The sequence below is a fragment of the Ramlibacter sp. WS9 genome, assembly GCF_003797765.1.
Classification (GTDB): Bacteria; Pseudomonadota; Gammaproteobacteria; order Burkholderiales; family Burkholderiaceae_C; genus Ramlibacter.
Genome location: NZ_RKMB01000018.1, coordinates 1 through 21,675, shown reverse-complemented (window position 1 = coordinate 21,675; position 21,675 = coordinate 1). Strand labels below are relative to the sequence as shown.

At 65.3% G+C, this 21,675-nt stretch carries 22 protein-coding genes and 1 pseudogene; 10 read left to right on the top strand and 13 right to left on the bottom strand.

The annotated features are described in order from the left end of the window. Positions 1-2 precede the first annotated feature (2 nt). From EEB15_RS22865 to EEB15_RS22845, 4 genes and pseudogenes are all read right to left on the bottom strand, one after another. Positions 3-890, bottom strand: a complete 888-nt coding sequence (locus tag EEB15_RS22865; protein WP_141512261.1) for a hypothetical protein — start codon at positions 888-890, stop codon at positions 3-5. A 525-nt stretch (positions 891-1,415) separates the two neighbouring features. Further along, positions 1,416-2,067: pseudogene (locus EEB15_RS22855) on the bottom strand (transposase); the annotation flags it as partial. Positions 2,068-2,438: 371 nt separating this feature from the next. Next, on the bottom strand, positions 2,439-3,080 hold the full coding sequence (locus EEB15_RS22850; RefSeq protein ID WP_233259585.1) for an NADAR family protein: 642 nt from the start codon (positions 3,078-3,080) through the stop codon (positions 2,439-2,441). Then, positions 3,061-4,095 (bottom strand): hypothetical protein, encoded by a 1,035-nt coding sequence (locus EEB15_RS22845; RefSeq protein WP_141512259.1) that lies wholly within the window; start codon positions 4,093-4,095, stop codon positions 3,061-3,063. The genes EEB15_RS22850 and EEB15_RS22845 overlap by 20 nt, the downstream gene beginning before the upstream one ends. A 143-nt stretch (positions 4,096-4,238) precedes the next feature. On the opposite strand from EEB15_RS22845, the gene EEB15_RS22840 reads away from it, so the two are divergent. Both EEB15_RS22840 and EEB15_RS22835 read left to right on the top strand, forming a co-directional pair. Next, on the top strand, positions 4,239-6,029 hold the full coding sequence (locus EEB15_RS22840; protein ID WP_141512258.1) for a peptide ABC transporter substrate-binding protein: 1,791 nt from the start codon (positions 4,239-4,241) through the stop codon (positions 6,027-6,029). 1 nt (position 6,030) lies between these two features. Beyond that, entirely contained in the window at positions 6,031-6,672 is a 642-nt protein-coding gene (locus EEB15_RS22835) for a GDSL-type esterase/lipase family protein (RefSeq protein ID WP_141512257.1), read from the top strand. 17 nt (positions 6,673-6,689) lie between these two features. On the opposite strand, the gene EEB15_RS22830 is transcribed toward EEB15_RS22835, so the two are convergent. Continuing rightward, on the bottom strand, positions 6,690-7,427 hold the full coding sequence (locus EEB15_RS22830; RefSeq protein ID WP_141512256.1) for a metallophosphoesterase: 738 nt from the start codon (positions 7,425-7,427) through the stop codon (positions 6,690-6,692). Between the two features lie 130 nt (positions 7,428-7,557). Between EEB15_RS22830 and EEB15_RS22825 the strand changes: the two genes are divergently transcribed. Beyond that, complete coding sequence (locus EEB15_RS22825) at positions 7,558-8,406, top strand: nucleotidyltransferase (RefSeq protein WP_141512255.1); 849 nt, start codon at positions 7,558-7,560, stop codon at positions 8,404-8,406. Further along, entirely contained in the window at positions 8,378-8,887 is a 510-nt protein-coding gene (locus EEB15_RS22820; protein ID WP_141512254.1) for a type VI secretion system tube protein Hcp, read from the top strand. The genes EEB15_RS22825 and EEB15_RS22820 overlap by 29 nt, the downstream gene beginning before the upstream one ends. 28 nt (positions 8,888-8,915) lie before the next feature. Here EEB15_RS22820 and EEB15_RS22815 read toward each other — a convergent pair whose 3' ends face one another. Both EEB15_RS22815 and EEB15_RS22810 read right to left on the bottom strand, forming a co-directional pair. Continuing rightward, a complete protein-coding gene (locus EEB15_RS22815; RefSeq protein ID WP_141512253.1) occupies positions 8,916-9,890 on the bottom strand; it encodes a tripartite tricarboxylate transporter substrate binding protein in 975 nt (324 codons plus the stop codon). 22 nt (positions 9,891-9,912) lie between these two features. Next, positions 9,913-10,971: an RNA methyltransferase gene (locus EEB15_RS22810; protein WP_141512252.1), complete on the bottom strand. Its 1,059-nt coding sequence runs from the start codon at positions 10,969-10,971 to the stop codon at positions 9,913-9,915. A 184-nt stretch (positions 10,972-11,155) separates the two neighbouring features. Between EEB15_RS22810 and EEB15_RS22805 the strand changes: the two genes are divergently transcribed. After that, complete coding sequence (locus EEB15_RS22805; protein ID WP_141512251.1) at positions 11,156-11,383, top strand: hypothetical protein; 228 nt, start codon at positions 11,156-11,158, stop codon at positions 11,381-11,383. A gap of 55 nt (positions 11,384-11,438) precedes the next feature. Here EEB15_RS22805 and EEB15_RS22800 read toward each other — a convergent pair whose 3' ends face one another. From EEB15_RS22800 to EEB15_RS22790, 3 genes are all read right to left on the bottom strand, one after another. Continuing rightward, positions 11,439-11,618, bottom strand: coding sequence for a hypothetical protein (locus EEB15_RS22800; protein WP_141512250.1), 180 nt, complete (start codon positions 11,616-11,618; stop codon positions 11,439-11,441). Between the two features lie 125 nt (positions 11,619-11,743). Further along, positions 11,744-12,217 (bottom strand): hypothetical protein, encoded by a 474-nt coding sequence (locus EEB15_RS22795; protein ID WP_141512249.1) that lies wholly within the window; start codon positions 12,215-12,217, stop codon positions 11,744-11,746. Between the two features lie 72 nt (positions 12,218-12,289). Then, positions 12,290-12,571 (bottom strand): hypothetical protein, encoded by a 282-nt coding sequence (locus EEB15_RS22790; protein ID WP_141512248.1) that lies wholly within the window; start codon positions 12,569-12,571, stop codon positions 12,290-12,292. A gap of 85 nt (positions 12,572-12,656) precedes the next feature. On the opposite strand from EEB15_RS22790, the gene EEB15_RS22785 reads away from it, so the two are divergent. The 3 genes from EEB15_RS22785 to EEB15_RS22775 all read left to right on the top strand — a co-directional run bounded on the left by EEB15_RS22785 (position 12,657) and on the right by EEB15_RS22775 (position 15,175). Then, a complete protein-coding gene (locus tag EEB15_RS22785) occupies positions 12,657-13,835 on the top strand; it encodes a Gfo/Idh/MocA family protein (protein ID WP_158290197.1) in 1,179 nt (392 codons plus the stop codon). Between the two features lie 186 nt (positions 13,836-14,021). Next, positions 14,022-14,591, top strand: coding sequence for an SRPBCC family protein (locus EEB15_RS22780; protein WP_141512246.1), 570 nt, complete (start codon positions 14,022-14,024; stop codon positions 14,589-14,591). A 14-nt stretch (positions 14,592-14,605) separates the two neighbouring features. Then, entirely contained in the window at positions 14,606-15,175 is a 570-nt protein-coding gene (locus tag EEB15_RS22775) for a hypothetical protein (RefSeq protein WP_141512245.1), read from the top strand. Between the two features lie 34 nt (positions 15,176-15,209). On the opposite strand, the gene EEB15_RS22770 is transcribed toward EEB15_RS22775, so the two are convergent. Then, on the bottom strand, positions 15,210-18,371 hold the full coding sequence (locus EEB15_RS22770) for an AAA family ATPase (RefSeq protein WP_141512244.1): 3,162 nt from the start codon (positions 18,369-18,371) through the stop codon (positions 15,210-15,212). A 142-nt stretch (positions 18,372-18,513) separates the two neighbouring features. Between EEB15_RS22770 and EEB15_RS22765 the strand changes: the two genes are divergently transcribed. Beyond that, positions 18,514-19,353, top strand: a complete 840-nt coding sequence (locus EEB15_RS22765) for a class I SAM-dependent methyltransferase (protein WP_199236601.1) — start codon at positions 18,514-18,516, stop codon at positions 19,351-19,353. Here the strand turns inward: EEB15_RS22765 and EEB15_RS22760 are convergent, their stop codons facing one another. Further along, complete coding sequence (locus EEB15_RS22760) at positions 19,354-20,136, bottom strand: matrixin family metalloprotease (RefSeq protein WP_141512243.1); 783 nt, start codon at positions 20,134-20,136, stop codon at positions 19,354-19,356. Positions 20,137-20,233: 97 nt separating this feature from the next. Continuing rightward, complete coding sequence (locus tag EEB15_RS22755; protein ID WP_141512242.1) at positions 20,234-20,506, bottom strand: KTSC domain-containing protein; 273 nt, start codon at positions 20,504-20,506, stop codon at positions 20,234-20,236. Between the two features lie 139 nt (positions 20,507-20,645). Between EEB15_RS22755 and EEB15_RS22750 the strand changes: the two genes are divergently transcribed. Next, the gene (locus EEB15_RS22750) at positions 20,646-21,320 is read left to right on the top strand and encodes a hypothetical protein (protein WP_141512241.1); all 675 of its coding nucleotides are present in this window, start codon (positions 20,646-20,648) and stop codon (positions 21,318-21,320) included. Positions 21,321-21,675 lie beyond the last annotated feature (355 nt).

The window sequence follows — 21,675 nt, the reverse complement described above, 5'->3', positions numbered from 1 at the left end:
GATCAATTCCCCTTCTTCGCGAGTTGAGTGTTCCGTCCCAGGGGGCCCGGGATTGCGTCATCGAGATCCGGGCCGAACGACTGCCATCCCAGCCAGCGTCCGGCAACCACGCGCTGCCAACCGGACAGATGCTTCGTCACGCGCATCTGAACGTGCAGTACCAAGTCGTCGTACGCGGCAAGCGCCGCGTGCAGGTTGCGCGCGTAGTCGGGTGAATTTACTGGATTGAACTGGGCCGCCTTGTAGCTACGCATCACCTTGGCAAATTGCAGCCCCAGCTCGTCCACGTCGTTTCCTTCTTGGTACGGCGTCGACTTTGTTTGCGGCGCTGTGGCCAAGTGCAGGATTATGTCCGTCAGGTCTTTGTGTGCGCGGGCCGCATGAAAGACCTTGGAGAGCCCCGAGGCCGCCGGATCCTCGATTCGCGCGAGCGACGCCCGCAGCGCCTCGACGTTGCTCCTGGCCGAGAAATCGTGATGATCATGGTCGCCAGCAATGCCTTTGCCCCCCACGTTGTTGTTATCGGTCATTCCGTGATCGTGCACCACGGTCAAGTTGCGATCGAACAGCGACAGGTACCACTGCTTGTCTCGCAGGATCGACTGGTAGGCTTGTCGGTACTCAAAGCTTTGCGCTTCAACCAAGGGCCTGCCACTCTCAACCGCCTGAAAGACGCTTAGATGCGCAGCCCGCGTGGATTTCCCAAGCGACATATGGGGCGACTGGATTGCCGCCTCATAATTGAGGCGATCGACTAGGTCGGAAACCTGAGTGCGCGTATAGGGACTCGGCGGCGTTGCTGTAGCGACGTAAAGCGTAGCTGCGGCACCGACCAGCGCGACCGCGCCCAACACTCCCCAGGCAAGAAGACGGAGGACGGGGCGCGTCATAGCGTGCCGGCAAGGACGCGCAGATGAATTTTCATGCCTCGTTACCCGATGACGTGCGCACCCATACCTCGAGCGGCCGCAAGGACGGCTCGAAAACTTGGTGTTGGGTAAGCACTGGGTCGTCAAATGTTCGCAGCAAGGTACGCATTCGCACGGAGAACGCCAGTGATGGGCATATCTTTAGCGCATTGACCACAAGCATCCTCTCCTCCCTGATATGCCGCGCATTGTGTGACAAAGTTGGCTCGATGTAAACGGTCTGTCACCCTCCCATGCGGCCGAATGTATGCACGAACGGGCGCCCGAGCTACCCGCCGAAAGCCATGCAAATCTCCCGCGTCACCTCCAGAAAGCGATCGACGTCGGCGAACGTGTGACAGTGGAGCGGAGACACGCGCACTGCCCCTTCCATGCCGAACAACTCCTGCCAACTCAGCGCGTGGATTACGGTTGGCTCACCAGATACTGACCTTGCCCCTGTTTGACGCACCCCTTAACCGAGACCGTTAAGCGGAATGGCACTTGCTTTGCCCGACACGGATGACCGTGCTTGTGGACGTGTTGGCGGGCTTGGGAGCGCGGCTGCTTGAGCCACGGGTATGGCTTGGGTCATCGCTTTCGCATTCGCGGCTCGATGCGCCCGGGCCTGTGGCCGACCTTGGATTGAGCGATCAACACGGACAGCCGCTGGCAAAGGCCGCGCGTTGTCCACTCGGTCCAAAGTTGCACCGTGTGCTTGAAGCTCAGGCCACGCGGATCCACGCCGGCTTTGGAAGCGGCCTGCGCCATCAGCAAGCGGACCATGTTGTAGGCCAGCAGGTGCACCCACAGCTGCTTGTCGTTCATCTGCGGCGTCTGGCAGCTAAGCATCCATGCCCGTGGTGGTATTGAGGTTGCGCAGGTCCAGCTCGACGTTCCAGCGGCGTGCATAGAGTTGCGACAGCTCGGCCTTGCTGAGCTCTCGCGCACTCAGCATTGTGGTCACCAGCACCTTGTGACCTGCCTTGGCTTCGCGCAGCATCAGCTCCTCTGGCATGCGAGCGTACTGCTCGGGCGTCATCCACTCGGGACGCGCCGGCTTGGGCCAGAACACGATGAGATCGCGCGTATCGAGCTGCCAGCCGCGCCTGAAGTCGGTGATGCGCGAGCCGTTTTGCTTGAACACGACGTCCACCCCCAATAGCGGAACTTCGGGCCAGGGCGGCGACCAAGTACCCCAACGGCGTGCCGGGCCGGCTCGACGACAGTGCGACGAGGGACCTCATCTTGGAGCTCCTAGCAGGCGAGTTCGTCTCAATTCGCCTTGTAGCTGAGGCAGTAGAGCGAACCCCCGAGCTCATACGGGCGAAACACTTCAAGCCCCTTCTCGACGAGGGCCGGATCATTGCCAAGTATCCGGAGAATCCCAGCCATCCCGAGCAGGCATACAAACTGGCGCTCCCCAATCATCGGCAGTAAATCCGACTGAGCGTTCCACACACGTTCACCTGTGGCCACTCAACCACGAATTTGAAAGACTATGCAGACAAGATGCTTGTCTCCTGCAGTTCAGAGCAGAGGTTTCTGCGGGGTTCTAGTAGAAAGTCGGGCCGTGACTGATTCAATGGGGTGGCCCAGCAAAGTGAAGTTCTCTATGGGCAGCGGTTTCACCACCTTAAGGCTATCGACGTTCTGTTGGAGGAGCCGCTCACGAAGTTCCATCAGTAAGCGCCCGAGTACATTTTGCCCGACAAGTGTCTCGCCATCTGCACTTGGCTTAGCGCCCCAGTAATCATCCTTGGCCGACCGTTCGACAATTTGCTGCTCACGAGTTGCGAGTAGCAACCGGCCAAATTCGTCGAAATTCTGAGCGAGCTTGACACGGAGGCACCAACGCATAACTTTGAACCGAATCTCATCCCAATCTCTTCTGGTTTCAGTGCGATGCGGCTTTGACCGCATCTTAGCTGTCATAGGGCTTTGCTGGGCAATGATGAGAGCTTGGACCTCGGGCAAATGCGGAAACCGGCAAGCTTGATACAAGGCCTCCGAGGTGAGTATTCTCACGCCATTCACGTGCAGCGGGTACCCAGCAGCCATATTGGAGAGACCACCGAACATGTCTCTCGTCTTATGCACGACAATTACCTCGCTGCGCAAGTAGCGCCGCGACAGTCCCGCAATTTCTTCCTCAATCAAAGAACTTGCCAAAGACGTTCTCCGCAGACGAGTAGTTCTTGCGTGGAAGAAGCGGGTACCACTTCAATGCGCCGGACGTCGCAGTCGGATCGCCCCACCACAAAGCCAAGGGGCAGTTGTTTGGGCAATTCCGATGTGTCACCAACGTGGAGCCGAATCCGAGTCCGAAGTACCCATGTCCAAGCGGACGGTTCACTGCACTTACATTGCCTTGGGAGTGAATACGGGCCCCGGCGATCAGGAACTCCCGTTCGAGTATTTGTCGGCCGGCCTCTGAGCTGAAGATCCCGAGTGGCCCTCCAGCAGCTCTCGCCTCAAACGGAAACTTCTGCAGCCCCGCAACGTAGGCTTGCACCACGTCAACTTGTGGCAGCTCCGTTGGCCACAGAACCTGAGATGACCAACGGTAGGTCTTGCGATTCTCAACCTCGAGCAAACGCCAGAAAGTAAAGCCGATGTCCTTCTTCGCTTCAGCCGCAGCCTTCTTAAGTCGATTTTCGAGCTGCCAAATCCCAAGCTTGTGATATGCAATGACTATCACTTTCACCACAGCCTTTTGCGGTGCGGCTTCGCGGATCCATTTGTCTAGATCGGTTCCAACTCGGCCCCCACTGAAAATAATATCGTCGATGTAGACAATGTCCCCGTCAGGCGACCCGCAATCTTTTAGCGCTATGCCGCACGTGTCTTGAAGCGCCTTATCCAAATGCTTCAACATGGACCGCTGACTCTGGCCGTCTTGCTGAATTTTTAGCAGATTTGCCTTGCGCCAGTAGTCGCAATGAGCGCCACCAGTGAGTTTTTCATTCGTAAGAATTCCCTCAAGAAAGCCTAAGACTCCTTCCTCTGCAATGAACGATTGGTCCAGCACGTGGTTGAACTCTCTCAGAAAGGGGAGTTGCGCTTCCGGAGTAAACTGGTCGAGCCAGCGCGCAACGTGCGCAACGTCGGGCTTGACAATTTCACCTGCCCGGTACGACGAGATTTCCTTGGCGACTGACTCCAGCAGTTCGTCTCGTTCACTCATCCGATCCCTCCTTCGTTGGTTGTCTCGTCAATCCGAGCGCCTAGCAAGTTTGCGCAGAGCCCGCAGCTGGGATTTGCCGCGTATCAACTGCAAAGCGAATACATGCGTCCAGCCCTATGATCCTATTCGCAGAAAGGGCCCCCATGCAAGAACCCACCCTCCGCCACCTCATCGACCAGGTCCGCGCCGGCACCCTCCCCCGCCGCGCCTTTATCTCCCGCTTGGTCTCCCTCGGCCTCACCGCCCCCATGGCGGCCCAGCTCCTCACGCACTCCGGCATCGCTGTCGCCCAATCAACCACAACGCCCGCCTACAAACCCACCAAACGCGGCGGCGGCGGCGCGCTGCGGGCTTTGTGGTGGCAAGGCGCCACCTTGCTCAACCCGCACTTCGCCAGCGGCAACAAAGACCAGGAGGCGGCGCGCATCTTCTATGAGCCGCTGGTCGTCTTCGACGCGGACGGCAACATGGTGCCGGTGCTGGCTGCGGAGATTCCCACACGCGCCAACGGCGGCGTGTCGGCGGACGGTAAGACGGTGGTATGGAAGCTCAAGCGCGATGTGACGTGGCACGACGGCAAGCCGTTCACCGCGGACGACGCTGTTTTCAACTGGGACTACGCGCGCAACCCCGCCACCGCAGCCACGACGGTCGGCCAGTTCACGGGCTTCAAGGCCGAGAAGGTCGATTCGCACACCGTGCGCCTCGTCTTCGACAAGCCCGCGCCGTCATGGGAGACGGCGCTGTGCAGCGCCTTGCTGATCCCCAAGCACATCTTCGGCGCATACGTCGGCGCCAAGTCGCGTGAGGCGCCGGGCAACCTGAGCCCGGTGGGCACGGGCCCGTACAAGTTCGTGGACTTCAAGCCGGGCGACATGGTGCGCGGTGCCATCAACACGAGCTATCACATCGCCAATCGTCCGCACTTCGACGCCATCGAAGTGAAGGGCGGTGGCGACGCCACGTCCGCAGCCCGCGCGGTGCTGCAGACGGGCGAGTACGACTACGCGTGGAACCTGCAGGTGGAAGACGAAGTGCTCAAGCGCATGGAGTCGGGCGGCAAAGGCAAGGCCTACATCGTGGCGGCGGGCGACATCGAGTTCGTGCAGCTGAACATGACGGACCCGTGGAACGAGGTGGAAGGCGAACGTGCCCACGCCAAGAGCAAGCACTTCGCCTTCAGCGACCTGGCCGTGCGCCAGGCGATGGCGTTGCTGATGGACCGCAAGGGCATCCAGGACTTCATCTACGGCCGCACCGGCTTCGCCACGCCCAACTACCTCAACGCGCCTTCGCGCTACCGCTCCACCAATACGCGCTACGAGTTCAACGTCGAGAAGGCCAGTGCGATGCTCGATGCGGCGGGCTGGAAGAAAGGCGCCGACGGCATCCGCGAAAAAGGCGGCAAGAAGATGAAGTTCGTCTTCCAGACTTCCGTCAACGGCATCCGCCAGAAGGAGCAGGCGGTGGTCAAGCAAGCCTGCCAGAAGGCGGGCATCGACGTGGAGCTGAAGTCGGTGAGCGCTTCGGTGTTCTTCTCTTCCGACGTGGGCAACCCCGACACCAACACCAAGTTCTGGTGCGACATGCAGATGTTCACCGCCCTCTCCGGCTCGCCCGACCCCACTCTGTACATGAACCGCTTCACCACCGCGGAGGTGGCGACCAAGGCCAACAAGTGGCAGGGCCGCAACCTCAACCGCTGGGTCAGCGCCGAATACGACAAGCTGTACAAGGCGTCCGAGACGGAGTTGGACCCGGTGAAGCGCGCCGCGCTCTTCATCGCGATGAACGACCTGGTGGTTCGCGAGGTTGCCGCCGTTCCCCTCATCAACCGCACGCGCGTCATCGGCGCCGCGAACAAGCTGGTGCCCGTGCTGACAGGCTGGGACCTGGACTTCTCTCAGTTGCACAACTGGTACCGCGAGGCCTGAAATGCGCGTCGCGCGCCGTCGCCTGCTGCTTGCCACGCTTTCAGCCGCAGCCCTCGCGGCGTGCGGCCGCAAGCCCAAGCTGGCGGCCGTGCCTGCCGGTTCAACCGTGCTGGCGTTGGGCGACTCCATCACCTTCGGCGTCGGCGCGACGCCGGAGACGAGCTATCCGGCGGTGCTCGCGAAGCTGACCGGGTGGCAGATCGTCAACGCCGGCATCTCCGGCGACACCTCGGCCGGCGCGCTGGCCAGGCTGGCCGGCTTGCTGCAAGAGCATTCGCCCCGCCTGGTGCTGGTCAGCATCGGCGGCAACGACTTCCTGCGGCGCATGCCGTTGGACCAGACGCGCGACAACGTGCGACGCATCTGCCAATTGGCCGCGGCTGGCGGTGCCCAGGTTTTGCTGGTGGCCATTCCGGCATTCAGCGCGGTCGCGGCTGTGACCGGTTCGCTCAATGACCATGCGATGTTCGAAGAGCTCGGCAACGAGCTGAAGGTGCCCGTCCACGCGAAAGGATGGGCGGCGGTGCTGAGCGACCCGGCGTTGCGTGCCGACCCCATCCATGCCAACGAGCGCGGCTACGCCCTCTTTGCCCAGGGCCTGGTAAAGACCGTTCAAGACATCGGCTTCTTCCAGCCGCAGTAGCTCTGCCATGCGACGCGTTAGCGCGGCAGTTCGACCACCCTGAAGGGCGGCATGTCCGGCCTGCTGCGCAGCAGCAGTGGCCTGGCCACGTTGTACACGGGCACACCGCTGATGGTCTTGGCCTCGAGCGTGCCGCGATGCGCGTGGCCGTGAAAGATCGCATCGACCGGGTAGCGCAGCAGCGGCTCCTCCAGCCGGCTCGAGCCGAGGAAGGGATAGATCTCCAGCGGCTCGCCTTCCACGGTGCCGTCGATGGGCGAGTAATGCAGCATCGCGATGCGCCGAGGCATGCGCAGCTTGGCCAGCGCCGACTCGAGCTTCATGGCCTCGTTCAACGCCTCCTTCACGAACAGCTTGATCGCCGGTTCGCCCCAGGCGCCGAGCGAGCCACGGCCGAAGCCGCCGGCAAATCCTTTCACCCCCGCGATACCCACGCCCTCGATCTCGCACGCCTCGCCGTCGAGCACGCGCACACCGGCGCGCGTGAGCGTCTCCACGACGATCTCCGGCGTGCCCGACTCGTAATCGTGGTTGCCCAGCACGGCGACGATGGGCACCGAGCACGCGCCTAGCTCTTCGGCCAGGATGTGTGCCTCTTCGGCCGTCCCGTAGTCGGTGAGGTCGCCGCACAGCAACAGCGCGTCGGCGGCTTCGGCGGCCTGCGCGAAGAAGCTGCGCAGCGTCCCGGCTGAATCCTTGTTGACGTGGATGTCGCCGACGGCGGCAAAGCGAATGGAGGTGGCGGATTTACCCATGCGGCCATGATGCCGCGCAACGCCTCGTCCGTGCTGCCCATCCGTCGCCGCCGGCTGTAGGCCGAGGCCGACGCTGCATGAGGTTACTTGTACCCGCCCAGCAGGCGCGGCCGAGGTTAGCCTCAGTCCCATGGTCACCGCCCCCGCCCCGCTCGCTCCTTCGCTCGAGGAAGAAGTCGCCCCGGATACCGCCGCATTCTTCCGGCGGGCACTGCGGGTGTTGACCGATGCGCAAGTACCATTCCTGGTAGGCGGCGCGTTCGCGCACGCATGCTTCACCGGGATTCGCCGCGCGACGAAAGACCTGGACCTGTTCATCCGCCGCGAAGACTACGACCGCGTCGCGGCGCTGATGCAGGCCGAAGGGTGGCGCGCGGAGATGACGTATCCGCACTGGCTCGCCAAGGTCTACGCGGGCGCCGACTTCATCGACCTCATCTTCAACTCGGGCAACGGCGTGACGCCGGTGGACGAGCGCTGGTTCACCGGCAACCGGCAGGCCGAGGTGCTGGGCGTGCCGGTGCAGATCGCCAACATGGAAGACGGTCTCTTGTCCAAGGCGTTCATCATGGAGCGCGAGCGCTACGACGGCGCCGACGTGGCCCACACGATCCAGGCCAATGCGGAACATCTCGACTGGCAGGCGCTGATCGAGCGCTTCGGTACGCACTGGCGCGTGCTGCTGGCCCACCTCACGCTGTTCGGCTTTATCTATCCGGGCGAGCGCGATCGCGTTCCCACGTGGGTGATGGAGACGCTGATGTCGCGGCTCGCGGCCGAAACCCGCCAGCCGCCGCTGGACGACCCGCACGTGTGCGCCGGCACACTGCTCTCGCGCGAGCAGTACCTGCACGACGTCGAACGCCTCGGCTATGTGGACGGCCGACTCACCCCGGCCAGCACCATGACGCCGGAAGACGTTGCGGTGTGGACGGATGCTATAAAGGGGAATGGACCTCATACTCCTTCAGCCGGGTGACCAGACACTGTTCCCGAGCGGCAGTGATGCCGACGCGGGCCACTCCGGCCTCCCCAATGCGGGACTGTGCATCGAACTGGTGTCCCTGCAACAGGGCATGAAGCAGCAGGTCACCACCGATGTGAGCAACAGCGCGCGCACGTCGGGCCGACCCGTCATCACGGAGTTCACCTGCGTCAAGTACGTCGACAAGGTGTCGGTGAAGCTGTATGACTATTGCCTGCGCGCGCAGCCGATCGGCAAGGACAAGGACGTGACGCACATCTACATTCTGCGCACGTCCGGTGACAAGACGGTCCCCATCATGACCTTTGCGTTGCGCGACGCGCTGGTCAGCGAGATCCAGCTGCAGACGCATCCGGACGACATGCCGACCGAGCAATTCAAGCTCAACTTCACTGAAATCGTTTGGCGCTACGAAGCCGGCCCCACCAGCGGCTGGAGTCTGGCGCGCAACCGGCCGATCGCGCAGTTCACCTGACCGATCAACATCAGCACCGCAGTAAAGCTCAGTCGACCTTGATGTTCCCGGCCTTGATCACGCGCGCCCACTTGTCGATCTCGGCCTTCTGGAAGGCCGAGAATTCGGCGGGCGTGATGCCCGACGGCTCGATGCCCTGGGCCACGAGCTTGGACTTGATCTCGGGATCGTTCACGGCCTTGATCATCTCGGTGGCCAGCCGATCGACGATGGGCTGAGGCACGCCGGCGGGCGCGAAGATGCCCTGCCACGAGACGATGGCGAACCCTGGCAGTGTTTCGGCGATGGCGGGGACTTCGGGCACCGTCGAAGAGCGCTTGTCCGACGTGACGCCCAGCGCGCGCAGCTTGCCCGCCTTGATGTGCGGCAGCGCCGGCGCGAGGTTCTCGAAGATGACGTCCGCGCCCTGCCCACCGAGGATGGCGTTCAGCGATTCGGCGCTGCTCTTGTACGGCACGTGCACCATCTTGCCGCCGGTCAATTGTTCGAAGAACACGCCCGACAGGTGCTGTGACGTTCCGTTGCCGGACGACGCATAGTTGATCGAACCGGGCTTGCTCTTGGCCGCGGCGATCACGTCCTGGAGCGTCTTGTACGGACTGTCCGCGCGCACCACGAGAACGTTGGGCATGGAACCGATCAGCGTGATCGGCTGGAAATTCTTGACCGGGTCATACGGCAGCTTCGGGTAGAGGCTGACGTTGATCGCGTGCGAGCTGATGGTGCCGCCCTGGATGGTGTAGCCGTCTGGCGGGGCCTTGGCGGTGATGTCCGAGCCCGTGCCGCCACCGGCGCCGGGCTTGTTCTCGATGACGAACGTGGTGCCGAGTGCCGGGCCGGCCTTCAGTGTCACCAGCCGCGCCAGCACGTCGGTGGTGCCGCCGGGGCCGAAGGGCACGATGTAGGTGATCGGCTTGGACGGCCACTTGTCCTGCGCGTACAGGGCCGTGCCCGTGGCGCCAAGGGCCACCGCCACAGCGGCAAGAAGGAAGCGACGTTGCATCGATGTCTCCTGTATGGAGACCTTATCTTGCTTGCACCCCGGGATCGCGCGAACCGGGAATGACCCGGACAACGGAAGTAGTCGGCAGGCTGCGCGCGCGCAACTGGCCGCAACCGGCGTCCACGTCTTGCCCCGCCGACTGCCGCAGTTTGGTGAGCACGCCCTTGCGGTGCAGCTCGCGCGCCAGCGCGGCGGCCTTGTCCCACGCGGGGCGGCGATACGGCAGGTCCGGCACGCTGTTGTACGGGATCATGTTGAGCACCGCGTACCGGCCCTTCAGCAGCCGCACCAGGCCTTCGACTTCTTCCGCCGTGTCGTTGACACCATCGAGCAGCGTCCACTGCACCTGCATCGGGTAGCCGCTGGCGCGCGCGTACTGGTGCCCTGCTTCCACCAGGTCGTCGGGCGAGATGCGCGGTGCGCGCGGCAGCAGGTCCGCACGCACGTCGGCGCGCGTGCTGTGCAGCGACAACGCCAGCGCCGGCTTCACAGGCCCCTGCGGCAACCTTTCGAACACGCGCTCATCGCCCACCGTGGAGAACACCAGGTTCTTGTGCCCGATGTTGCCGGCCGTTCCGAGAAAGTCGATCGCGTCCATGACGTTCGCGAGGTTGTGCGCGGGCTCACCCATGCCCATGAACACCACCTTCTTCACCGGCCGCAACGTGCGCGCCAACGCGACCTGAGCGACGATCTCGGCGCTGCCCATCTGGCGCAGCAATCCATCGCGCCCCGTCATGCAGAACTTGCAACCCACGGCGCAGCCGATCTGGCTCGAGATGCACAGCCCGTCGCGCGGCAACAGGACCGACTCGCAGGTCTGCCCGTCGGCCAGTTGCACCAGCAAGCGCATCGAGCCGTCCTCACCGGGATGCTGCGACGCGATGCGCGCAATACCATCGAACTCGGCGGTGATCTGTGGAAGTGCGTCACGCAACTGCCGGGGCATGAAGTCATCCAGCACGCGGCGCCCGCTGTCCTGCGGCAGAGCCTGCACCCACAGGCGCAGCACCCGCCGCTCGTGGCTGGGCTTCGCGCCGGCGGCGCGCAATCGTTCTCTCAACTGGTGAATCTGGCTCATCGGGGGGTTCTCACCGCGCAAGCTTAACGCCTGTGTTCGTCGCCGCCATTGCCGAGCCGCAGCAAGAATCGGGCTGTAGGTAAGGCCTTGCGCCACTATCCGGCACTTGCCGATGCCCCTGCCCGGCAGGAAAAGCCACACTGGCTTCACATCCGCGCAGTTTCAAGCGCGGCTAGGAGCAACCATGAAAGTGACCTACCTTCTTGCCCCCCTGGGCGCCGCCCTGTTGATGAGCGGCTGCGCATATCACGCAACGCCGGCCGTGGCGTACGTGGCAGCGCCCGCGACGACTGCCTATGTGGCGCCGCCGAACACGGTCGTTCTGGGCGCCGGCCCCGCCGTGATCGACAGCGACGGCGACGGCTACAGCAACGCTGTGGACCGCTACCCGTACGACCCGCGCTGGCATTAAGCGTCAAGGAACGCGCCAAGGAACGGCCCGCCGCTTGCGCGAGCGGGCCAGTGCCTCAACTCCCCACATTGCCCACCGGACCGGTGGGCAATGTTTTTTCTATCACCTGATCGTCCGGCACGTCGTGGGGCCCGTCTTCATCGGGCGTGGGCGGGGGTTGGCCCTCGACTTGATCGCCGCCCGCTTCTTCGTCTTGCTGCTGTGAATCTTGCTGCTGTGAGTGAGTGGTTGCCATGGCATGTCTCCTGTACGGTCAATGCAGACAGGATGGACGCTACGGCCCCGCACCACAAAGTGGTTTGTCCCCGCTTTCACTGTAGGAGAGTTGCCCGACGTGGGGCCACCAGTCCGATCGGCCGGTCAATCTCGAGCGGACGAGTCTGGCGCCTTGGCTGCCGCCGGCGGCGGCGCGGAGCCGATGGCCTCCAGCGCATGGATCATCCCGCGGATCTCGGCCGCGGCCGCGCCGTCTTCGAGCAGCCCGGAAGGCTGCAGCCACACGCCGCCGAAATCACTGACTTCGGCCGTCCATGTGGCTTCCAGCGCCTTGCGGATGTTGTGCTCCAGCAAAGGCAGGCCCAGCAGCAGACGCACACCGGGTTTGCGCTGCCAGGCCACGATGCGCAGCATGGCGTGGAAGATGGGATGCCCCTGCTCGGACATGCCGGCTTCGCCGATCTCCACCATCGCCATGTCGGGGGGGATACCGAAGCGCTTCAGCTGCGCGAGGACTTGCTCCATATATTCGGAGCGCACGGACGTGTCGAGCTTGGACGATCCGAATTCCATCTGCGTGTCGGCAGCGGGCTGGCGAAACAGATTCTTGAAGACCACACGGGTTCCGCGGGGGCGGCTTCCTTTCTGGGCCAGATGCTCGATCATTGCATCGTAACCATTGGTGCCGGCCTAGGCAAGATCGTCCGCTGTCCAGGCGGAGACGTGAAAGCGTGCGCCTTCAATCGCGCCCTGCGCGCCCCACGCAATCGCCTGGGCGCGCTCGCACGCGCCGCGCAGCTCCGGCCCGAGCGCGGGCGGCTGCGTGCAGGCTGCTGCCAGGCACAGGTCTCTCACCCGTTCGGCCCCGCCCAGCGCGGCCTCCAGCGCTTGCACATAGCGCGTTTCCAGCGCGATGCGCTCGGCCATGGGCACATCGCCGCCCGTCAACTTGACCGTGTAGTAGCCCTTCACTGCAACTTCTCCAATGCTGTACGAGCATACAGCACTCGCGGCCAAGGCGCAGCTAGCCTTTGGTTCTATGTCTATGATCCCGCGCATGACCATGGCATTGCGACAGAAATTCGGGCGGCCGCTGCGGCTGGGTGTGATCGGCGGCGGGCCGGATTCGTGGATCGGCGGCATGCACCGCGGCGCAGCCGAGATGGACGGCTGGTTCCGCGTGACGGCGGGCGTTTTCTCGAGCGACGCGGGTCGCTCGCGCAGTGCGGGCGTGACGCTCGGCCTCGACGCGGAGCGAAGCTACGGCGATGTTGCCGAGATGCTCGCTTCCGAACGTGCGCGCTCGGACGGCATCGATGCGGTGGCGATCATGACGCCCAACGACACCCATTACGGCTACGCAGCCGCGGCACTCGACGCGCGGCTCGACGTGGTGAGTGACAAGCCCGTGACGCACGACTTCGCGCAGGCCTGCGACCTCGTGCAACGCGCACGCGCGCAGCAAAGAATCTTCGCCGTCGCCCACGGCTACTCGGCCTACCCGATGACGCGGTACGCGCGGCACCTGGTGCAAAGCGGGGCCATCGGCGCCGTGCGGCTGGTGCAGGTCGAATACATCCAGGGCGGCATGGCCACGCGCATCGAAGACGGGCCGATCAACAACCGGCTGCGCTGGCTGCTCGACCCGGCACGCAGCGGGCAGGCACTGGTGATGGGCGCGATCGGCTGCCACGCGCAGCATCTTGCGTGCTTCGTGGCCGGCTCGCCGGTCGCACGGGTTGCTGCCGATGCCGGCACGCTGCGGCCGGGCCGCAAGGTGATCGACCACGTCTCGGCGCTGCTGGAGTTCGGCAATGGCGCGCGCGGCACCTTCACTGTCACGCAGGCCGCGGCCGGCGCCGAGAACGACATCCGCCTGCGCGTGTACGGCGAGGCCGGCATGCTCGACTGGTCGCACCGCGAAGCGAGCTACCTCAAGCTGGCGATGCACGGCGAGCCGGTGCGCACCATCGGCCGCGGCGACCCTTCGCTGCCGCCGGAGATCGTCGCGCTGGGCCGCACGCCGCGCGGCCATCCCGAGGGCCTGCGCGAGGCATTCGCCAACATCTACGCCGAAGTGGCGCAGGAACGGATGGCGCGCGAGCTGAACCAATCCGTTCCTGATTTTCCGTATCCGCGCATTGAGGACGGCGCACACACCATGGCGTTCATCGAGGCTTGCATGGCGTCACAAGCAAAAGGCGGCTGGGTCGACGTGGCCACGCTGCCGCACTGACCGCCCGCGCAAGCTGAGCGACACGCATCCGCATGTAATTCCTGGCGCGCCTGCACGCGCTTGCTCACCCGACTTGCACCCTGTTGCCCTGCGAACGCGTTGCCGGGGGCACGATATAGAAGTTGTGCATCGACTGCCGGATGCATTTCACGGCTCAACTTCACAGACAGGGGACACCAGATGGAAATGAAAACCAGAACAGCCGCGCTCGCCACCCTCGGCGCGCTCGCGGCGGGGGCGCTGTTGGCATCGAAGCTGATGCAAAGGGCTCGCGACACGAGCCGCTTGCCGGGCTCGCGCTCGTCATCGATCGACGCAATGATCGACATCAACGTCCCGGTCAGCACCGCCTACAACCAGTGGACGCAGTTCGAGGAGTTCCCGCGGTTCATGGAAAGCGTGGAGGAAGTGCGGCAACTCGACGACACGCACCTGCACTGGCGCGCCAGTGTGGCCGGCAAGATCAAGGAATGGGACGCCGAGATCACCGAACAGATTCCCGACCAGTACATCGCATGGCGCAGCACCGATGGCGTGCCCAACGCAGGCGCTGTGAGCTTCGACAAGATCGGCGAGAACCGCACGCGGGTCAAGCTGCACATGGACTATGACCCGGAGACGGCGGCCGAAAAAATCGGCGATGCGGTCGGCGGCGTCAAGCTCGCCGCCAAGGGCAACCTGAAGCGGTTCAAGGAACTGGTCGAACGGCGTGGTGTGGAAACGGGCGCGTGGCGCGGCACCGTCGCACCGCATTGAACAAGGAGCACCCGATGGCCGACCAGAAGGACACACCCAACCTCTTCAATCCCTTCCTGCTGTGGGCCGACTGGGGAATGCGCGCGGCCGAGGCCACCATCGCTTCCGCGCAGAATCTCACCGACGGTGCCGATCGTGTCGCGCGCGCCGTGGCGGGCGCGGAGGCCAACGAAGTTGCCGACGTCTCCACGGCCAGCGACGCGGACACCAGCGCCGCCACGGCTTTCGACGGCATCGCCAACATGCAGCGCTGGGCCTGGGACATGGCGGCGCAGAACTGGACGCGATGGATGTCGTCGATCGGCGGCATTCTGTCGGCGGGCGCCGGCGTGGAACTGGCCAGCAAGCTCACCGGCAAGGACAATGCGCTGCAGGCGGTGCGCGACAGTTTGCGGCCCGCGTCATGGGGTGAAAAGCCGGCGACCGGCGGACGCAATGCCGGCGCGCTGGTCTATCCGAAACAGCGCCGCTCGGAGCGGGTTTCGGAAGGCAGCGCGCAGCATGCGTTCGCTTCGGATGAGGCGAAGCCGCGCCGCAAGGCGGCAGCGAAGACCAAGCGGGCCAAGCGCGTTTCACGCAAGTAGAGTCCCTCGTCCGCAATGACTGCCGGGGGAGCGCTCAGGCTCCCCGAGCGAGCGCCTCGCAGCGCGCCTGGTCCAGCGCGTGCCCGCACGCGGCGAAGCCTTGCGCCGCCGCCGCGAATCCCTCCCGCGCAGCGGAACGCCGACCCGCGGCGAGCGCGACGTGCGCTTGTGCTTCGTGCAACGACGCGTACCAGGCCGGCAGCTTCATCACCACGTTGGCGAGATATTCGGACTGTTGCTGGTGGCCGGCCGCCACGTCGAGCGCATGCGCCCTCGCGGCCGCGATGGTGGCCGGGATGGCGAACGTAATGCGACAGCCCGGGCAGGTTTCCACCGGCCCGCGCACGCTCGCTTCCGCCTCTTCCAGCACGCCCAGCGCTGTATCAGGATTGGTTGCCATGGCGATGCGCGTGCCATAGATGCGGTCCAACAAGTGGAAGCCGACGTCCGACTGCCGCGCCACGTCGAGCGCTTCGTCCAGCAGACCACGCGCGCGGTCGGGCTGGCCGCGGTACAGCGCGAGCTCGGAGCGGCGTTGCAGCGACAGCGCCTCGCCCGTCGCACCGCCGATGGCGCGATGCATGCGCCCGCCTGCCACCAAATCTTGCTCGGCCGCGTCGAGTTGCCCGCTCAGCAGCCGGGCTTCGCCGCGCAGCGTCACCGCGAAAGCATGGCCGCGAGCTGCACCCAGCCGCTGCGCCTCCGTGGCCAGCGCATCGGCAAAAGAGATCACATCCGCGTAAGGCCTCGATCCGTACAGAAAGCGCTGCGTGATGCACAGGTGCCCGTCGAACACGCGCACAGCCAGTTGCGGCAGATGGCTCGTCTCCTTCAGGTCGGCCCATACGCTGCCGTGCAAGTCGCCACGCGCGTGGGCTGCCGCGGCCTGCGACCAGGAGGCGATGACGAGCGTGCCTTCGTCGCCGGTTTCCAGCGCAATGCGCCGCACTTCGGCCGAGCGGCGCGTGCCTTCGGCGGGGTCGCCGAAGCCCAGGGCCGCGGCCCCGCTGTAGGCGAGCGCTTCTGCAAGCCGCCCCGCCACGGTCGTGGGGTGCACGTCTTTCAGGTACTGGAGCGCGCCGGTCGGGTCGCTCATCTTCACCTGGGCGAGCGCTCGCTTGGCACGGAGCTCGTGCGATTGCGCTTCAGGCGCGACTTCCGCGGCCGCGTCGTACGCGGCCAGCGTGCCCGGGCGGCCGAGGGCGTCCAGGGCCTCGGCGCGCAGCACCAGCGCTTCGGGCTCTGCCGGCCGGTGCGCGAGCAGCGGCTCGGCGTGTCGCAACACGTCCTCATAAGCCCCGAGGCGAAAGGCCTGACGGGCGGCGGCCAGCGAGCACGGCAGGGCCCGGTCGGGTTCGCCCGCCGCGAGCCAGTGCCGGGCGACCAACCCCGGCGTGGCGCCGGCTTGTTCGAGGCGCGCAGCCACGTCGCGATGCAGCAGCACGCGCCGATGCGGCGGAATGCCCTCGGACAGCGCCTCGCGCACCAGCGCATGGCGGAAGCGATAGCGGCCGTCGTCCACCACGAGCACACCGGCGGCCAACGCCTGGTCGAGCCGCGCAAGCGCATCGTCACCCTCATCTGCCGCCAATGCCACGGCGGTGGCGACATCGAAATCTTCAGCCGAAAGCGCCAGACGGCGCAATGCCTCCATCGCACCCGGGTTCACGTCGCACAACCTTTCGGCCAAGGCCGCCGACACGCTGCGCGACAGGCCCGCGGAACCGGCAACCGGGGCCGCGCCGCGCGCGAGCTCGACCACGGCGAACGGCAAGCCTTCGGCGCGCCGTGCAATGGCCGCGGCGGCATCGCCCGCCAATGGCTGGTCGGCCACGCGCGCCGCCAGCAACGCGGCTTCTTCTTCAGACAACGGCCCAAGTTCGATCGCCTCCAGCTGCCCGCCACGCTGCATGCGCGACACGTTCCGCTCCAGCAATGGCGGCAGCGCCGGCCGGCAGGCCAGCAGCACGAAAACGGGCGGGCCGCTCGCCGCCAGCTGCGTCAGCAACTCCGCACTCGCGTCGTCCGCCGCGTGCGCATCGTCGACGATCAGCAGCACGGGTTTGCCGGAAGCCGTGGCGAGCAGCAGGCGACGCACCGCGCCCACCATCTGGTGACGCCCGAGCGGCAACACCAACGGCTTCGCGTGGTCGCTGGCGGTCATCTCTGCCAGCACGGCCTGCGCATGCAGGCCGATGGCCTGCGCCACGTCGGGCAGTTCGCCCAGCAAGGGTTCGACCAGGTCGGCCGCGATGCCGTAGGGCCGCGACCAGTCGCTTGCCTGCAGCGAGCGCACTTGCCAACCGAGGCCCCGTGCCTCTTCGGCGACGCGGCGGCAGAATGCCGTCTTGCCCATGCCCGCCGGCGCGCGCACCACCGCTCCGCCGGGGCGCCCCGCAAGGCTGGCGCGCAGTAGCGACAGCACGCGCACCAGTTCCAGCGCGCGGCCGACGAAGCGCGGTGCGGCACCTTCCAGGCCCGCCACGCATTCGCGATACAGCGCTTCAGCGGCCGGGCCGGGGCGCACGCCCAAGGACTGCTGCAAGTGATCGCGCAAATGCCCGTACCAACGCAGCGCGGAAGAGCGGCGGCCGGCGGCCAGCTCTTCGCGCATCAGTTGCACGTGCGCCGCTTCATCAGTCGGGTCTTCGCGCACCAGCCGTTCAAGGTCGCCCGCATGGCGCAACAACCGTAAGAACTTGTCGCGCAGCCGCTGGCGCGGCGCCTCGGTCCAGGTTTCGTAGCGGGCCTCCGGCAGCAGCTCGCCACCGTAGAGCTGGGCGGCCGTCTTGCAGGCTTGCGCATCGCCGCTGGCCAGGGCCTCGTCGGCCGCGTGTTCGAAACGTTGCGCGTCGCATTCGACGGGACGGTCGGGCAACAGGAACACCCGGCCGCCGCGCAGCACCACCGCGTCGGGCTGGCCGACGAACTGCCGCGCGTGGTGCGCGGCCTTGCGCAGGTTGGCGCTGCCGGCGTCCGGGTCGAGGTGCGGCCAAAGAGCCTCGACCACCTGCTCGTTCAAGAGACTGCGATCCGGTTGCAAGCAAAGCAGCTGCAGCAGCTCGGCGGCGCGGCGCGTCAGCTGAGCCGGCGGCTCCTGCGCCTGTTCGCCCGCCACCGGCTCCACGCTGAGGCGGAACTGCCCCAGCAGCCGGATCGACACGGCGGCAGATGCGGGGCTGGATGGGGGCGACATCGCGATCCTTTGCTGCAGCACGGCTCGGGAACGTTTCAGGAACGCCCGGTGTGGAACATGAGTATGCCGTCTATCGAATCTGGCGGGTGCAACGAATAGACGCAGCACCGATGGCATCCGCGGAACACTCAAGGAGCAAATCATGCATATGGCAAAAGATGAAGTCATGAACCCGAACAAGGCACTCTGGGAAAAAGGCGACTTCACGCGCATCGCCGAAAGCATGCGCGAGTGCGGCGAGGACGTCGCGCGGCAGGCTGGCATCACGTCGGGCATGAAAGTACTCGACCTGGGCTGCGGCGACGGCACCACCGCCATCCCGGCCGCCAAGCTGGGCGCGGATGTCCTGGGCGTCGACATCGCAGCGAACCTGGTCGCCGCAGGCAACCGTCGCGCGGCCCAGGCCGGCTTGTCGGCGAACTGCCGGTTCGAGGAAGGAGACGCGTGCGACCTGCGGCTCGAGAACAAGAGCTTCGACCTCGTCGTCAGCATGTTCGGCGCGATGTTCGCGCCCAAGCCCTTCGACGTGGCCCGTGAGATGGTGCGCGTGACGCGCCATGGCGGGCGCATCATCATGGGCAACTGGATTCCGAACGACCCGACGCTGGTCGCGCAGATCCTGAAGATCAGCTCGTCGTATTCGCCGCCGCCGCCCGAAGGCTTCGTGAGCCCGATGGGCTGGGGCTCGACGCCGAACATCATCGAGCGCTTCGGCGCGGTGGGCATCGCATCGGAAGCGATCAGCTGGGAGCGCGACAGCTACGTCTTCGACTTCAAGGGCTCGCCGGCCGAATTCGTCGACACCTTCCGGCAGTTCTACGGGCCGACGATGAACGCTTTCGACGCCGCGGAGAAGAGCGGGCGCACGGACGAACTGCGCAACGAACTGGTGACGCTGTTCCAGAGCCAGAACCAGAGCCAGTACCCGAACACCTGCCTGATCGCCGCGACGTACCTGAAGGTGACGGTGGAGGTGGGTTAGTCAACTGAGGTGATACGGCCGCATCAACCGCACCGGTGTGCCGTTGATCTCGCTGAGCTCGCCCGACCAGACCTGCTGGTAGAGCTTGCGCAGATCGGCCTTGTCCGCAGCCGAAAGCTTGCTCTGCGCGCCGTAGTTCATGATCGAGAAGGGCTTGTGCTTGCCGAACAGCTGGGCAGGCCAATCCTTCTCGCTCACCTTCGCGAAGAAATGGCGCAGGCCGAAGATATGGCCGATCTCATGGGCCAGGGTCTCGACCTGCTCCTTCTTCGATTCGCCGAGCAGCCGGGGATAGAACGTCAGCTCGTGCCGCCCCGCGTCCGGGAAGAACGCGCTGGCCAGCACGCAGCCGCTGATGTCGCAGTCGTCAGATTCCTTCGCCACCACCTCGAAATCCCAAGCGTCCTTGCGCTCGGCGAATTTGACGGGCACGGCATCACCCCACAACAGGATCGCGTCACCCAGCAGTTTGCGGAACGCGGCCTTGGCCGCTTCCGGGTCTTCGAAATGCGCCAGCGATTTGGCCTGGAAGCGCCAGCGCAGCGTCATGCCCTTTGCCCAGAGCGGGATGAACCCCTCGGTCGCATCGAGGACGATCTCCGCGCGGCCGGCATTGTCCGGCGTGGGAAACCCCTTGGTATCGGTGGCGCACCGCACGTAGTTGCCGTAGACGTGGGTATGTTCCTGCTTGGCCAGGTCGCGCGCCTTCGCGCTGGCCTGGCGGAACGGCCCTGTGGCGGGCGGCGCGGGCTGCTTGGCGTAAGTGGGCTTGCTTGCGGGCATTCGGATCCTCCTGGGTGTCATCCTGTCCACGCCGTGCGTGGCGCCTTAAAGCGTACCGCCGAACCCCGCCGCTCACCTCCTCCAAACTGAGGAGGGATCAGCCCTCGCCGCCGAAGAGGTCGCTCAATTTTTTGGCGGCGTCCGGGTCGGCCGTGGACGTCATCGGCGTGCCCTTGGGGTATTCGTCGGCGATGCGGTCTTCCCAATAGGTCGCCGGGTTCGGCGCCGCGCACAGCCGCCGGTACACCTCTTGCGGCACGTGCTTGTACGCCGTGATGGACTTGTTGTCCCAATGCAAGTCCAGCTGCCGCGAGGCATCGTCGTAGTGGGCCTTCCGGATGCGGCCGCTGGTGAATTGTTTCGTAGGCATAAGACGCTCCGTAGCAAAGTCTACTTACACGCCATGGATGAGCAATCGAGGCGTTCCTAGGGAAACTCCCTGAGGTGGCATGCGAACAGCTGCAGCGTAATACGCAATCGTCCCACCGCCCACAAAAAAGGAAGCTCCCATGCGCAAAATCAAACTGATCGCCGCGTCTGCCGCCGCCGCGGCCCTGCTGGCCGCCTGTGCCACCACCCCGGCCACCGGGCCGATGAGTTTCTTCGTCACCAGCGCCGGCAGCGGCAAGGGCGCCGATCTGGGCGGGATCGCCGGGGCCGACGCCATCTGCCAGCGGCTGGGAGCCGCTGCGGGCGCCGGCGGCAAGGCCTGGCGCGCGTATTTGAGCACGCCACCCGTCCTGCCCTCGGCCACCTCGCCTGGCGCCGCCGCCGTCCACGCGCGCGACCGCATCGGCGCGGGTCCCTGGTTCAATGCCAAGGGCGTGCTGGTGGCCAGCAACGTGGCGAACCTGCACAGCGGCAGCGGCATCACCAAGGAAGTGGCGCTGGACGAGCGCGGCAACGTGGTGAAGGGCCGCGGCGACACGCCGAACGAGCACGACATGCTGACGGGTTCACGCGAGGACGGCACCGCCTTCGCTCCGCAGACCGACACCACCTGCAAGGGCTGGACGTCCAGCACCGATGGCTCGGCGGTCGTGGGCCACCATGACCGCACGGGACCCAACGCCGACAACTGGTCCAAGTCCTGGAACTTCTCGCACCAGTCGGCCGGCTGCAGCCAGGAAGCACTGGTGCGCACCGGCGGCGCCGGGCGCTTCTACTGCTTCGCGTCGAACTGAATCTGCCATGCCGGGGACTTGATCCGGCATCCATGAATTCGAAGGCATGGATTGCGGGTCGAGCCCACTGTTGCCCGAAGTCTGATCTCATCGAAGCGCTGCACAGCGACCGTGTGCGCAGCCATGGACGCCGGGTGGCCGATGCAGCGAATGTCCCCCGTCGGCCTCCGGCCTCCCTCCTCCTTTATTTCGCCGCATCGGCCACCCGGCATCCATGGGGGACCGAGTTGGCGCGCGACGGTCGAATACCGACAACGTCTCCCGGATCGGGGTGGTGGGGCGCTCTGCGCAGCGAAATAAAGGAGGAGGGAGCGGCTTGCCGCGACGGGGGACATTCGCAGCGCAGAGTGCCCCG